Source organism: Streptomyces sp. RLA012 (genome assembly GCF_056270325.1).
The window spans coordinates 10,186,105-10,199,414 of the sequence record NZ_JBWDPA010000002.1 but is presented as its reverse complement, the minus strand read 5'-3'; the positions used below and the strand labels follow the sequence as shown (position 1 = coordinate 10,199,414).

General features: G+C 71.4%; 12 protein-coding genes. 3 read left to right on the top strand and 9 right to left on the bottom strand.

All coding sequences use genetic code 11. The features are described 5' to 3' along the window. The 5 genes from RV986_RS46285 to RV986_RS46265 all read right to left on the bottom strand — a co-directional run bounded on the left by RV986_RS46285 (position 1) and on the right by RV986_RS46265 (position 4,625). Entirely contained in the window at positions 1–693 is a 693-nt protein-coding gene (locus RV986_RS46285; protein ID WP_475923092.1) for a B3/B4 domain-containing protein, read from the bottom strand. Between the two features lie 13 nt (positions 694–706). Next, positions 707–1,279 carry a transglutaminase domain-containing protein gene (locus tag RV986_RS46280; protein WP_475923091.1) on the bottom strand — a complete coding sequence of 191 codons (573 nt, stop codon included), beginning with the start codon at positions 1,277–1,279 and terminating at the stop codon, positions 707–709. A gap of 84 nt (positions 1,280–1,363) precedes the next feature. Then, positions 1,364–2,437 (bottom strand): threonine aldolase family protein, encoded by a 1,074-nt coding sequence (locus RV986_RS46275; RefSeq protein ID WP_475923090.1) that lies wholly within the window; start codon positions 2,435–2,437, stop codon positions 1,364–1,366. Further along, positions 2,434–3,192, bottom strand: coding sequence for an SDR family NAD(P)-dependent oxidoreductase (locus RV986_RS46270; protein ID WP_475923089.1), 759 nt, complete (start codon positions 3,190–3,192; stop codon positions 2,434–2,436). The genes RV986_RS46275 and RV986_RS46270 overlap by 4 nt, the downstream gene beginning before the upstream one ends. 35 nt (positions 3,193–3,227) lie before the next feature. Then, entirely contained in the window at positions 3,228–4,625 is a 1,398-nt protein-coding gene (locus tag RV986_RS46265) for a DUF6421 family protein (RefSeq protein ID WP_475923088.1), read from the bottom strand. A 438-nt stretch (positions 4,626–5,063) separates the two neighbouring features. Here RV986_RS46265 and RV986_RS46260 point away from each other — a divergent pair, with 438 nt between their 5' ends. Continuing rightward, the gene (locus RV986_RS46260) at positions 5,064–5,747 is read left to right on the top strand and encodes a glycerophosphodiester phosphodiesterase (protein ID WP_475923087.1); all 684 of its coding nucleotides are present in this window, start codon (positions 5,064–5,066) and stop codon (positions 5,745–5,747) included. A 39-nt stretch (positions 5,748–5,786) separates the two neighbouring features. On the opposite strand, the gene RV986_RS46255 is transcribed toward RV986_RS46260, so the two are convergent. After that, positions 5,787–6,329: a GNAT family N-acetyltransferase gene (locus RV986_RS46255; protein ID WP_475923086.1), complete on the bottom strand. Its 543-nt coding sequence runs from the start codon at positions 6,327–6,329 to the stop codon at positions 5,787–5,789. 84 nt (positions 6,330–6,413) lie between these two features. Between RV986_RS46255 and RV986_RS46250 the strand changes: the two genes are divergently transcribed. Beyond that, positions 6,414–6,806: a VOC family protein gene (locus tag RV986_RS46250; protein WP_475923085.1), complete on the top strand. Its 393-nt coding sequence runs from the start codon at positions 6,414–6,416 to the stop codon at positions 6,804–6,806. Between the two features lie 32 nt (positions 6,807–6,838). Here the strand turns inward: RV986_RS46250 and RV986_RS46245 are convergent, their stop codons facing one another. The 3 genes from RV986_RS46245 to RV986_RS46235 form a co-directional block, all read right to left on the bottom strand. Beyond that, entirely contained in the window at positions 6,839–9,439 is a 2,601-nt protein-coding gene (locus RV986_RS46245) for a cellulosome protein (RefSeq protein ID WP_475923084.1), read from the bottom strand. 113 nt (positions 9,440–9,552) lie between these two features. After that, on the bottom strand, positions 9,553–10,044 hold the full coding sequence (locus RV986_RS46240) for a MarR family winged helix-turn-helix transcriptional regulator (RefSeq protein ID WP_319745516.1): 492 nt from the start codon (positions 10,042–10,044) through the stop codon (positions 9,553–9,555). 704 nt (positions 10,045–10,748) lie between these two features. Next, positions 10,749–12,425, bottom strand: a complete 1,677-nt coding sequence (locus RV986_RS46235) for an FUSC family protein (protein ID WP_475923083.1) — start codon at positions 12,423–12,425, stop codon at positions 10,749–10,751. 212 nt (positions 12,426–12,637) lie between these two features. Between RV986_RS46235 and RV986_RS46230 the strand changes: the two genes are divergently transcribed. Further along, positions 12,638–13,207: a DUF5134 domain-containing protein gene (locus RV986_RS46230; protein WP_475923082.1), complete on the top strand. Its 570-nt coding sequence runs from the start codon at positions 12,638–12,640 to the stop codon at positions 13,205–13,207. Positions 13,208–13,310 lie beyond the last annotated feature (103 nt).

The following is a 13,310-nucleotide window of genomic DNA, read 5'->3' as shown; positions in this document are numbered from 1 at the left end:
TCACTCCGGGGCGCGGACGGTGATCCGCGCCCCGGGGCTGAACTTCGCGAGGAGTTCGGCGAGTTCCGCTCCGGCCCGCTCGACGTCGGCCACGGGCATCGGCGCCAGGCTCTCCAGCAGGAAGATCGCGGCGGTGGACTCCTCCGTGAGCCGGGTGCGCGGGCCCTGCCGCCAGTTCCAGCGCCGGCAGGTGACACCGACCTCGTCGCACCACACCACTTCGCCCGCGTCCGGGTGCTCGACACTCTCCTCGCCGCCCACGACGGTCACGAAGTCCTCGTCGCCCGTGGCGCGCACGAGCCGCATCCCGCCGCGCACCTGGTCGATGTCCTCGCCGCCGACCGGAATCAGATGGGCGACGCTGATCGCGTTGTAGACGTCGACCAGCGCGTTGATCCGGGGCAGTCCGGCCTCCGAGAGAGCACGCCTGGCCAGCGCCTCCGCCGAGTTGCGGGTCCGCGAGGGCTTCGACCCGAACGCCGTGTAGACCTCCCGCCAGGCCGCCATGTGCGGGTCCTCGTGCGGGGCGCGCCCGTCCAGTCGTACGGCGAGACGGCGGGCCGCGTCGTCGAGCAGCGCCGAAGTGCCGTCCGTGCTGGGCCCGTTGACGAGTCCGTACGCCTGGATGGCGACATGGGTGAATCCGGGGGTGAGGGCGCGCACCTCGTCGGACACGGTGAGCGTGAGAGTCATGGTCTGCCTTGCCTCAGAGTGCGGTGGGAAGCGTCTTCCAGAGATACGGCCGGTCGGGGGCGTCCCTGAGGGCGCTCAGCACGACCGGGTGAGGTTCAGCATACAGCACCGGGTAGTCCAACTCATTGGACTCCGGGTCGGGCGTGAAGGCCAGCCGCTCACCGTCGAGGGAGAACTGGGCGTCCACGCCCGGCTTGTTGCCGCGGGGGTCCTGCCGGTGCCAGGCACCGCGGAACCGTACGGCGACGAGCCCGTGCACCTCGTCGAACCTCTGGTAGCAGAACGCCGTCGGGATGTCCTCGGCACGCAGCAGCGCGGCCAGGGCATGGGCCTTGGCGTAGCAGATGCCGGTGCGGCGCTCCAGGACGTCGGAGGCGCGCCAGGTCACCCGCAGATCGCCGGAGTCGTGCGAGTGCGGGATGGTGTCGCGCACGAACTCGAAGGCCGATCGCGCATAGCCATACGAGTCCTCCGCCCCCTTGGCGAGACGCGCGGCGGTCTCCCGTACGAGCGGATGGTGATGGTCGACGACCTCGTCGGCAGCCAGGTATGCGGACAGGTCGGGGTTTTCCTGGATCAGCTCCATGCCCGTAGAGCATAGGAAAGCGATCACCCGGGAGTCAATGATTTTACGGACGATCGCATACCTATGCACCTTGCGAGGCTGGGGCTACTGGTGAGCCATCTCCTCCTTGAGCGCGGCCACGAACCCGTCGACGTCGTCCTCGGTGGTGTCGAAGGAGCACATCCAGCGGACGTCTCCGGCGGCCTCGTCCCAGAAGTAGAAGCGGTAGCGCTTCTGCAGCCGCTCGCTCACCGCGTGCGGCAGGCGCGCGAAGACCGCGTTGGCCTGGACCGGGTGGAGGATCTCGACGCCGTGCACCGCGCGCACGCCCTCGGCCAGCCGCTGGGCCATCTCGTTGGAGTGGCGGGCGTTGCGCAGCCACAGGTCCTTGGCGAGCAGCGCCTCCAACTGCACGGAGACGAAACGCATCTTGGAGGCCAGCTGCATGGACAGCTTGCGCAGATGCTTCATATGACTGACCGCGTCCTGGTTGAGGACGACCACGGCCTCGCCGACCAGCGCGCCGTTCTTCGTCCCGCCCAGGCTCAGGATGTCGACGCCGACCGCGTTGGTGAACGTCCGCATCGGTACGTCCAGGGAGGCGGCCGCGTTGGCTATCCGGGACCCGTCCAGGTGCACCTTCATGCCGTGCGCGTGGGCGTGGTCGCAGATCGCGCGGATCTCGTCGGGCGTGTAGAGGGTGCCCAGCTCGGTGCTCTGGGTGATCGAGACGACCTGCGGCATGGCGCGGTGCTCGTCGTCCCAGCCGTACGCCTGACGGTCGATCAGCTCGGGGGTGAGCTTGCCGTCGGGCGTGGGCACGGTGAGCAGCTTGAGGCCGCCCATGCGCTCGGGGGCGCCGCCCTCGTCGACGTTGATGTGCGCGCTCTCCGCGCAGATCACCGCGCCCCAGCGGTCGGTGACCGCCTGGAGCGCGACCACGTTCGCGCCGGTGCCGTTGAAGACCGGGAAGGCCTCGGCCGTGGCACCGAAGTGGCTGCGGATGATCCGCTGCAGGTTCACCGTGTAGTCGTCCTCGCCATAGGCGACCTGGTGGCCGCCGTTGGCCAGGGCCATCGCGGCGAGTACCTCGGGGTGGACCCCCGCGTAGTTGTCGCTGGCGAAGCCGCGGACGGCCGGGTCGTGGTGACGCCGGGCGTCGGTCTTCGGAGGGTTCACGGCTTCTCGGTCAGCCACAGACGGTTTCCGTTCACTTCGGCGGCGGGCCGCGTCCAGACGTCGGCGATGGCCTCGGCCAGTTCGTCGACGTCCGTGAAGCCCGCGAACTTCGCGTTCGGGCGCTCGGCGCGCATCGCGTCGTGCACCAGAGCCTTGACCACCAGGATGGCAGCCGCGGAGGTCGGGCCCTGCTCGCCCCCCGCCTTGCGGAAGTAGTCGGCCATGGCCAGCGTCCACGCCTCGGCGGCGGCCTTGGCGGCGGCGTAGGCGGCGTTGCCCGCGGTGGGCCTGCTCGCGCCGGCGGCGCTGATCAGGACGTACCGGCCACGGTCGCTGCGCTGCAGCGCCTCGTGGAAGGCGAGGGAGGTGTGCTGCACCGTGCGGACCAGCAGCAGCTCCAGGAAGTCCCAGTCGTCGAGGCTGGTCCTGGTGAAGGTCTCGCTGCCCCGCCAGCCACCCACCAGGTGGACCAGGCCGTCGACGTGGCCGAAGTCCTTCTCGATGCGGGTGGCCCAGTCGTGGGTGGACTGCAGGTCGAGCAGGTCGACGGTGTCCCCGACGACGGTGGCGCCGCCGTGCCCGTAGCGGGCCGCGTCCACGGCCTCCGCGAGCCGCTCGGGGTCGTTGTCCGAGGCGACGACGGTCGCGCCCCCGTCGGCGAGCCGGGCGAGCGTCGCACGCCCCGCGGGTCCGCCCGCTCCGGCGACCGCGATCACCGTGCCGCTGAGAGGTCCATTGTGGTTCCCGTGTGACATCGTCTTCGCCTCCTGAACATCCCCGGTACGAGCGTTCACGCGGCGGCCCGCTCGGCGCCCGTCGCGGTGATGCCCTTGGTGGAGGCGATCACGTTCTTCAGCTTCTTGGAGAGCGCCTCATAGAACATGCTCAGCGGAAACTCGTCCGGAAGCACCTCGTCCACGAGCTTGCGCGGGGGCTGGGTCAGATCGAGGGCGTCCGGGCCCTTGGCCCAGCGGGAGCCGGGGTGCGGGGCGAGATAGGTGGAGACGAGTTCGTACGCCTTGAACCAGTGGACGAGCTTGGGGCGGTCGATGCCGGCCCGGTAGAGGTCCTCGATCTCGGCGCACAGCCGGTTGGTGACCTGGGGGGCGCGCTGCCAGTCGATGTGCAGCTTGTTGTCGGTCCAGCGGATCACGTCGTGCTGGTGCAGGTAGGCGAAGAGGAGCTGGCCGCCGAGACCGTCGTAGTTGCGCACGCGCTCGCCGGTGACGGGGAAGCGGAACATCCGGTCGAAGAGCACGGCGTACTGCACGTCACGGCCCTGCGGGAAGCCGTCGTCCGCCAGCTTCACGGCCTCCTTGAAGGCGGTGAGGTCGCAGCGCAGCTCTTCGAGGCCGTACATCCAGAACGGCTGGCGCTGCTTGATCATGAACGGGTCGAAGGGCAGGTCGCCGTGGCTGTGGGTGCGGTCGTGGACCATGTCCCACAGCACGAAGGCCTGTTCGCAGCGCTCCTGGTCGTGGACCATCGCGGCGACGTCCTCGGGCAGCTGGAGGCCCAGGACGTCCACGGCGGCGTCGGTGACGGCACGGAAGCGGGCGGCCTCGCGGTCGCAGAAGATACCGCCCCAGGAGAATCGTTCCGGCGCCTCGCGCACGGCGATGGTCTCCGGGAAGAGGACGGCCGAGTTGGTGTCGTAGCCCGCGGTGAAGTCCTCGAAGGTGATGCCGCAGAACAGCGGGTTGTCGTAGCGGGTGCGCTCCAGGTCCGCCAGCCACTCCGGCCAGACCATGCGCAGCACGACCGCCTCGAAGTTGCGGTCCGGGTTGCCGTTCTGCGTGTACATCGGGAAGACGACCAGGTGCTGGAGGCCGTCCTCGCGGCGCGCGGCGGGCTGGAAGGCCAGCAGCGAGTCCAGGAAGTCGGGCACCCGGAAGCCGCCGTCGGCCCAGCGGCGCAGGTCCTTCACGAGCGCCTCGTGGTACTCGGCGTCGTGCGGCAGCAGCGGGGCGAGCTGCTCGATGGCGTCCGCCGCACGGCGTACGGCCAGATCGGCCTCGGACGCGTCCGGGGCGCCCTCCGCCTCGAAGTCGATCGACCCGTCCTTGGACTGCCAGGGCCTGATCTCCTCCACGGCATCCTTGAGCACAGGCCAAGCAGGGTGCTCCACCACCCTGGCCACGGGAGGAACCCGCTCCTCCGTACCCACCCGCACAAGAATTTCCGTCATGTCCCATCCTCCACTGGAGAACCTCGCGTATGGACACCGTATGTATTCGAGGTTCCTTCCCGCAAGGGGAGATCCGAGAGATTATCCTGCCCGACCCCCGACTTAACCGCTCTTTTTCCTGCCTGACACCGCAATGACGGCTACTTCCGCTACGCAACACCGGCCGGTACGGGCGGCACGGGCATCCGCCAGAAGCTCGGGGAAGCGGGGCGGCCACGGCGGAGGGTGACGGGCCCGCGGTCAACCGCCGGGAGACTCGCCCACCCGCGAGTGACGCGCCCGGCGGCACCGGGCGGTTCACCCCTTGCGGCAGACACGCCCTGCCCGGCGTACGAACGGGTACATCCCGCGGCGGGGCCATTAGGCTGCGGCCTGCCGCGTGGGTGCCGCCGAGACCACGCGCGAGCCGAGCCGCCGTCGACGGAAGCGAGTCGAATCTTGAACTTCCTCACCATCGGTCATCGCGGAGTGATGGGTGTCGAACCCGAGAACACCCTCCGTTCCTTCATCGCCGCCCAGCACGCGGGCCTCGACCTGATCGAACTCGATCTGCACCTGAGCAAGGACGGCGCGCTCGTCGTCATGCACGACGCGGACGTGGACCGTACGACCGACGGTTCGGGGCCGATCTCCGAGATGACGCTCGCGGAGCTGCGCACGCTGAACGCCGGCAACGGTGAGCGCGTGCCCGTCTTCGAGGAGGTCCTGGACGCCGTCAGGGCGCCACTGCAGGCCGAGATCAAGGACACGGCGGCGGCGCGGGCGCTGGCCGAGGTGATGCACCGGCGCGACCTGGTGGGGCGGGTCGAGGTGTCGTCGTTCCACGACGAGGCGATCGTCGAGATCACCCGGCTGGTGCCGGGCGTCCGCACGGCGCTCATCGCGAGCCGCTACGGCATCGATGTCGTGGACCGCGCCCTGGAGGTCGGTGCCACGACCGTCTGCCTCAACATCCGCCGGCTGACCCTGGAGGTCGTCGAGCACGCCCGCAAGGCCGACCTGCGGATCATCGGTTGGGTGGTCAACACCCAGGACCAGCTGCGGCTGGTGCGCGCCCTGGAGCTGGACGGCGCGACCACCGACTACCCCCAGATCAAACGCACCGGCCGCTTCACGGCCTGAGGGCCGCACCGGCGCCTCGGCCGGCGATCCGGCCGACGACTACGCGAGGGGCTTGACCAGCAGCTCGAACCGCAGGTCGGCGCGCTGCGGAATGCCGAAGCGCTCGTCGCCGTACGGGAAGGGGGTCATCTTTCCCGTACGGCGGTAGCCGCGCCGCTCGTACCAGGCAATGAGGTCGTCGCGTACGGAGATCACGGTCATGTGCATCTCCGCGACCCCCCAGATCTCACGCGCGTGGCGCTCCGCCTCGGCGATGATCACCTTGCCGAGGCCGCCGCCCTGGAGTGCCGGGCTGACCGCGAACATGCCGAAGTAGGCGTGCTCGCCGCGGTGTTCCAGCTGGCAGCAGGCGATGACGGTGCCGTCCCGCTCGACGGTCAGGAGACGGCTGTCGGGCGACTTGACGACGGCCAGCACGCCCTCGGGGTCGGTCCGCTGCCCTTCGAGGATGTCCGCCTCCGTGGTCCAGCCGGCCCGGCTGGAGTCCCCGCGGTAGGCCGACTCGATCAGCGTGACGAGGGCGTCCACATCGGCGTCGGTGGCGTCGCGGAAGGTCAGTCCGGTGGAGGCGGCGGTGTCCATGGAACGGTTCTCCGAAATCTCTGGCGCGGCTCGGGCACCGCTGAGCGTAACTTCCCGGCCGTGGAGGCCCTAGGCTCCGGGTGCATGGTGCATGTACTGAGCAGCCGGATCCTTCTGCGTCCCACCGACCCCGAGCGCTCCCGCTCCTTCTACGGCGAGCGACTGGGCCTCGCCGTCCACCGGGAGTTCGGGACGGGCCCCGAGCGCGGCACGGTCTACTTCCTCGGCGGTGGCTTCCTGGAGGTCGCGGGCCGCTCCGAGACCCCGCCCTCACCCGCGCTCAAGCTGTGGCTCCAGGTGGCGGACGCGAACGCGGCGCACGAGGAGCTGTCGGCCGCCGGGGTCGACGTCCTGCGTCCCCCGGTGAAGGAGCCGTGGGGGCTGATCGAGATGTGGATCGCGGATCCGGACGGCACCGAGATCGTGCTCGTGGAGATCCCGGCGGATCACCCGCTGCGCTACCGGCCGGGCATCTGACGGCGCTCCCGATCCGACGGCGCTCCCGGCCGTCAGACCATCGGTGTCACCGCCACCCGGTCGATGACCGGTGCGTAGGCGGAACGCTGCCGGTGGGCGTCGGTGGTGGCGCCGTCGAAGTCGGGCAGTTCGTCGGCGGTGAAGGTGAGGGTGTTGGTTCCCTCCTTCAGGGTGACGGGGACGGTGAGGTCCCAGAAGTTGTTGAAGTGGAAGGTGGTGGGGAAGAGCACCCGGTGCGGCGGCTCACCGTTGACGGACAGGTCCGCGTGGCGGCAGACCGGATCGGGGTTGTAGTGGGTGGCCGGGGGCTGTTCGCCGTTGGAGTAGCGGACGGTCAGGGCGTGGCGTCCGGCGCGCGCCGCCGTGACGGTCAGGGTGAGGGCGTTCCCCGGGCCCTTCCCTATCCCCTCGACGGCCTTCCCGCCGGTGGCGAACGGGTACGCGCCGGTCACCCTGGCGTCGCCCGTCACGGTGCCCTCTCCGGCGGCGTACACGGTGGTCCCGAGGTGCCCCCTTCCGGGTCCCACGCGCAGCCGGTCGACGACAAGGTGCTCCGAAGTGGCCGTCACCGTCAGCTTGTTGATGCCGGCGGCCAGGAAGAGCGGGGTCCCGTCGCGGCCGAGGGTCCCCGGTTCCTCTCCGTTGACCTTCAACGTGCCCGCGCCGACGCCCAGACGGTCCACCGTGACGAGCGCCTCGCCGTCGGTGGGCGCGTGCACCCAGAACGTGACGGTGCCACCGCGCGGCAGCAGCACGGCACCCGGCCCCGAGGCTCCGCGCTGCGCGTACGTCACCCGCGCGCCACCGCCGAGGCTCGCGTACTCGGCCTCGTACAGCGCGGGCGCGCTCACCAGCTCGTCCCGTGGTGTGAGGTCGATGCGGTCGATGAGCGCCTCGCCCTTGGTGACACCGAGCTCGGGGTCCCGCGCGGAGAGGGTGATGAGGTGCGCGCCCGCCGTCAGCTCCACCCGGGTGTCGGTGTGGCCCCAGACCACCGGCTTGTAGCCGAGCGGCAGCCGCAGTTCCTGGGGCCGCTCGCCGTCGACGCGCAGGAAGACGTTGGTGGGGCCCTGTTCCCTGACGAACTCGTGCAGGTTGTGGGAGTTGGCGAAGACACTCAGGTCGTACGTTCCGTCCTGCGGGACCTCGACGGAGAAGGCGAGGACGCCGTCGGAACCGGTGCGCAGACCTCCGATGTGGTAGGTGCCCGAGGTGGCGAACCGGTCGACGTCGGAGGGCGATCCCTCGGGGCCGTTCCTGGAGTAACCGCCGCCCGTGTAGGCAGCGTTCTCCGCCGCGTACGTCAGCCGCCGGCCCACCGACGGCGGGACGAGGACCGCGCCGTTGCCGCCGGGTGAGAGGAGGACCTCGTAGGCGGACATGTCGTCGAGGTCGGCCAGCGACAGGGTCACCCTGCCTCCGCTGACCGGAAGTTCGCGGTCCTGGAGCCGCAACGGCTGGGCACAGGAGCCGACTTGACCGGTCCACGGGATCTCGTGCAGCCGGATGTGCGCCGTGCCGCCGAAGATCTCGGCGGACACGCCCTCGAAGACGAGGTCCGCCGCGCCTCTCCCGCCGCCGAACAGCACCCGCGCCTGCCGCTTGTCCCGGTCGAGCGTGGCGACGCCCTGCAGGGTGTACTGGACGTTGGGGCGGGGCGCGGTCACCCGCACCGTGCGGCCCGTCATCCGGCCGTAGGTGTGGAACAGCCACCACTGGCCGTTGCCCTTGTTCGCCTCGACCGCCGAGTCGTTGAGGTTGCCGTCGATGTTCCAGTACGCCATGTCGGCGTCGATCTTCGACTCCTCGATGGCGGAGATCCACTGGATCATCTGCCCGGGCACGGACAGGTGGTAGTTGTGCGCGTACTCGTTGATGTTGACGGGGAGGGGGCCGATCCCCAGGTCCCGTTCCATCCGGCGGTACTCGGCGACGTTCGTACGGATCGCGGCGGGCGTCGACAGCTCGTGCCAGGTGATCACGTCCGGGAGTACGTCGTGCGCCTTGGCGAAGGCCAGGAAGCCGCGCACCTCCTCGTAGAGGATGCTGGTGTTGGGGCCCGCGATGCGGGCCTGCGGGTCGAGGCCCTTGATGAGGCGGTGGAGGTCCTTCCAGGCGGCGAAGTAGTGCCGCGGGTCGGTGCGCCAGGAGACCGTGTCGTAGCTCCACTCCCCCGTGCCGAACATGTTCCCTTCGGGCTCGTTGAACGGCACATAGACGATGTGGGACTTGCGGGCCCCCGTCGTCAGGACCTGCCTGACCTGCTTCTCCACCCTGGCCCGGTAGTCGGCGAGGCGCTCTTCGCCCGTGGCTCCGGGCCACTGGTAGGGGAAGCCGCGGTAGATGTCGGTCATGTAGAGGTAGACGTCCCTGCCGCCCGACTCCACGAAGGACGGCAGGATTTCGAGTGCGTCGGCGCCGGGATGCTGGGTGCCGTCCTGGGCCTTGGTCGACACCGTGCGGACGTACATGCCTTCGACCACGTTGCGGCTGGGCACGCCGTCGCCGTACAGGCCGTAGAGCGTGCCGCTCGCCCCGCCGTGGAAGGGGCCGGTGTCGGCGGCGAGGTCGATGGTGAGCGTCTCGGGGTGTGCTGCCACTGCGCCTCCGCGGAAACTCCGGTCGTTCGACATCTCGTACGCCAGTCGGATCGCCGAACCGGGCGAGCCTGAACGTAGGAGCGGCGCGCAGGTCGTGTCAACGGTCGGTGGCTCCCGGGGTGTTCGTCCCGCTCCCGGCGCCGGGCTCAGACGCGCGGCGCCCCGAGCCGGCCTTCGAGCTGACCGAGCAACTCACCGAGCAGTGCGGCCAGTTCGCGTTGGCGGGCGAGGTCGATGCCGGAGAGGGCCGTTGTCTCGTAGGCGAGTTGCTGGGGCAGGATGCCGTCGACGAGGTCGCGTCCCGCGTCGGTCAGTCGGACGTGCGCGACCCGGCGGTCCCGGGTGTCGCCACGGCGCTCGACCAGGCCGCGCTCGGTCAGTTGCTTGAGGCGCTTGGTGACGGCGGCGCCGGAGGAGAACGTCTCACGGGCGATCTCGCTGGGGGTCAGCTCGTGACCGGTGCGGCGCAGGGTGCCGAGGACGTCGAACTCCGGCCGAGTGAGCCCGGCCCGGCGCAACGGGGCGTCCTCGGCCTGCTGGAGGAGCGCGGCCGAGCGGTTGATCCGGCCGATGATCTCCATCGGGCCGGTGTCGATACCGGGGTGCACGGCCTGCCACTGGCGCACCACGGCAGCCATGGTGTCGACAGGGACGGCGGGGACGACAGGAACGGCGGTGCCCGTGGGGCCCACGGGCACCGCGGGGGTGCCCGCCGGGGCCGCCTGGACGCCCGACCGGGACGCCGAGCCGCCCGACCGGGACGCAGGGGTGCCCGACCGGGACGCAGGGGTGCCCGCTGGGGCCGCCGACTCGCCCGGTCGTTCCGCGGGAGTGCCCGCGTCTCCGGCTCCTCCGCGCGGGGCGCCCCCGCCCGGGGCTTCTCGGGGCGCGACGCCCGCGACCTCGCCGGGCGTGGCGCCGGCCGCTGCCGATGCGCCGGTCGGAGTGTGCGCGGACGCGGCCGGGGCGGCCGGGGCGCTCGCCGAGCCGGACCGCCGCGCCGGGGTGCCCTCGGCTTCCGCCCCTTCGGCCTGGGGGCGCGTTTCCGACGCTCCCTCGGGTCGGGCGTGGCCCGACGCCATGCCCGCGATCGGGGGAACCGTCGAGGGGTCCCGCGGTGCCGCGTCGGCCGCCGACGCCGCGGGACCCGCGGCTGCCGTCGTTCCGGACAGGTGGCCCGAGTCCGCCACTCCGGCGGCCGCGGCGTCCGGCGAAGCCGCCCGGCCGGCGGGGCGGCCCGCCGGTTCCATCGCACCGGGCTGCGCATCCGTCGGCGCCGGTGAGGTGGCGGGACCGGTTCCCTGCGTGAGTGCCGCGTCCGTCGCGCGCCCATCCGCTGCCGTCATGCCCGTGCGCCCTCCAAGGAGTGCAGTCCCTGCCGTCGTACCGTCGCCGCGAGCGTACGGTGTCCGGACTGCTCGGCCCGCACCACCCGCTCCTCCGGCAAGGCGCGCTGCCACCATTCGCCCGCCGCGGCGTCGGCGGTGGCCCGCAGTTCGACGACCGCGGCGGCCAGTCCGCGGCGGGCGGCCTCCAGGGCGCCCGCCTCCGGGTGCTCGGAGGCGAGGAGGCGCGCGGCGTGCTCGCGGGCCCGCGCGACGGCGTCGAGCGCGTCCTCGACGCGGTCACCGGCCCGCCGGTTGGTGACGGCGACCGCCGCGAGGAAGCCGACCAGCGCGCCCACCAGGGTGTCCACGACGCGTTCGGTCATCAGCTCCCCGGGCTGCTGGAAGCGCGCGAACTCGGTGATGAGCAGGGCCATGGGGGTGACGCAGACGCTGCCGAGCCAGTAGTTGCGTCCGATCAGTGCCTCGGCGCCGAAATTGAGGGCCAGACAGAGCAGGACGAGGATCATGCGGCTGAGATGGGCCGACGGGGCGAGCGCCGCGAAGACGAGGACGCCGATCAGGTTTCCGACGACGCGCTGCACTCCCCGGCTCCAGGTCAGGGTGACGTTGGCCTGGTAGAGCGAGGCCGCGGTGACGAGGGCCCAGTAGGGGCGGCCGACGCCGAGCGCGAGCGAGGCGTAGCCGGCCAGCGCGCAGCCGAGCGCGGTACGCAGGGCGATGGGGGCGAGGGGGCCCGGACGACGGAACAACGGGTACAACGGGTACTCGGAGACGGTGGGTTCGGCCTCCACGCCCAGGAGTTCGTCGGCGGCTTCCCCGAGGTCGTCCGGGCGTGGCACGGGCCCCGTGCCACGCAGCTCGCGCGCCCACGCACGCAACCGCTCGGGCTCGGTGCCGGCGGGCGCGGCGAGCGCGATCTCGGCCCGTACGACGAGCCGTTCGAGGGCGCGCCGGGGCGTGGAACGAGCGCCGGTGGAGAGCAGCGACTGCCAGGCCCCGTGCACGGCGGCGGCCGCGGCGGAGCGGGCCCGGGCGGCCGCGTCACCGTTGCCGCGGGTCGCGGCGTACACGGCCGCGGCGTTCAGGGCGTGGGCCGTCGCGCGGCGCTCCGGTCCGTGCGGACGGACGAGCGCGGGGGCCATGCCGACGAGCCAGGCCCAGGCACCCGCGGCGGCGCCCAGCGCGAGATGGCCGGGGACCTGGCCGAGGGACTGCGGCACGAACAGGGACGCGGAGCTGATGAAGGTCAGGACCACATGGCCGGGCGGCCCGATGCGCGTGGCGTCGCACAGTGCTTTCTGTACGGCGGCGAGCAGCGCGCCGACCGTGACCAGCACGACGGCGTCCGTCGTGAGCGAGGCCGCGACCAGCGCGACGGCGAGGCCGCCGAGCATGCCGAGGACCACCCGGGCGAGGGTACGGGCCCGGGCGGTGTACGGACGGTTGTGGGCGTAGAGCGCGCAGAGCGACCCGGCCATGGTGTACATCGCCAGGTCGAGGCGCCCGAGCGCGAGGAGCGTCAGATTCGGCGGGGCGACCGAGGCGACCACGCTCAGCGCGGGCTTGAACCAGATGTCGGAGGGTCGGCCGAGGCGCAGCACCCCGGCCAGCGGGAGGCGACGCGCACCGAGGTGGTGTACGCGGGGGTTCCGGGGGGTCGCACTACTCATACTTTTAAGATTAGCAGGTGTTTTACTCGTAAAATATACCGTCGTCCGCACCCGCACTCGCTCGGCCCGAGCGCGCTCACCTGCGGTGCACTCCCGCACGCTCCCCCGTGTACACCCTTGCGCTCGCTTGCGCACCGCCGTGACCGGGCATGTCCTGACCGACTGTCCGCCATCAACGACTGTCCGACTCCGTCACGTGGGGGAGGTACGCGGTGCACGGACCGGCTTCACCTGGCTGGCTGCTCGTCGCGCTGTGCGCGGCGACCGGGGCCTACTGCTTGCTGCGGATGCGCAGCCCCGTCGAGGAACAGCGCCGCACCGCGGGTGCCGAGGCGCTCATGGGGTTCGGCATGGCCGCGATGGCCGTGCCCGCGGCGGTGGCCACACCGCCGCGCTGGGCCTGGCTCGCCTACGCCGTGGTGTTCGCTGCCGCCGCCCTGCGCGCACTGTGGTCGGTCCGGAGCAGTCCGCACCATCTGCACCATCTGGTCGGGGCCTGTGCGATGGCCTATATGGCGGGCGTGATGGCCGCCTCTCCCGGACACCACGACCACGGCGGCGGTTCCGGAATCCCCCTGGTCACCGGGCTGCTCCTGCTCTACTTCGCCGCGTACGTACTGCGGGCCGGGGCCCGGCTGCTGCCGGTCGCCGCCGTGGCGGGGGGCTCCCGGACACTCGCCGGTGGCACCCGGACCCTCGGGTGGGGCGATCGCCCCGAGTTGTCGCGGGCGTGCCGGCTGTCCATGGGGATCGCGATGTTCGCCATGCTGGTCACGCTCTGAGACCCACGCCGGTCACGCACTGAAACCCATGCCGGTCGCGCGCTGAAGTACACGCCGGTCACACTCGAAATCCCGCTTCCGCCACCGCTGTACGAAACCGTGG

Excerpts from the sequence above, each read along its gene's own strand:
- RV986_RS46285 (WP_475923092.1), bottom strand. The coding sequence starts at position 693 with ATGACTCTCACGCTCACCGTGTCCGACGAGGTGCGCGCCCTCACCCCC.
- RV986_RS46280 (WP_475923091.1), bottom strand. The coding sequence starts at position 1,279 with ATGGAGCTGATCCAGGAAAACCCCGACCTGTCCGCATACCTGGCTGCC.
- RV986_RS46270 (WP_475923089.1), bottom strand. The coding sequence starts at position 3,192 with ATGTCACACGGGAACCACAATGGACCTCTCAGCGGCACGGTGATCGCG.
- RV986_RS46265 (WP_475923088.1), bottom strand. The coding sequence starts at position 4,625 with ATGACGGAAATTCTTGTGCGGGTGGGTACGGAGGAGCGGGTTCCTCCC.
- RV986_RS46255 (WP_475923086.1), bottom strand. The coding sequence starts at position 6,329 with ATGGACACCGCCGCCTCCACCGGACTGACCTTCCGCGACGCCACCGAC.
- RV986_RS46250 (WP_475923085.1), top strand. The coding sequence starts at position 6,414 with ATGGTGCATGTACTGAGCAGCCGGATCCTTCTGCGTCCCACCGACCCC.
- RV986_RS46245 (WP_475923084.1), bottom strand. The coding sequence starts at position 9,439 with ATGTCGAACGACCGGAGTTTCCGCGGAGGCGCAGTGGCAGCACACCCC.
- RV986_RS46240 (WP_319745516.1), bottom strand. The coding sequence starts at position 10,044 with ATGGCTGCCGTGGTGCGCCAGTGGCAGGCCGTGCACCCCGGTATCGAC.
- RV986_RS46235 (WP_475923083.1), bottom strand. The coding sequence starts at position 12,425 with ATGAGTAGTGCGACCCCCCGGAACCCCCGCGTACACCACCTCGGTGCG.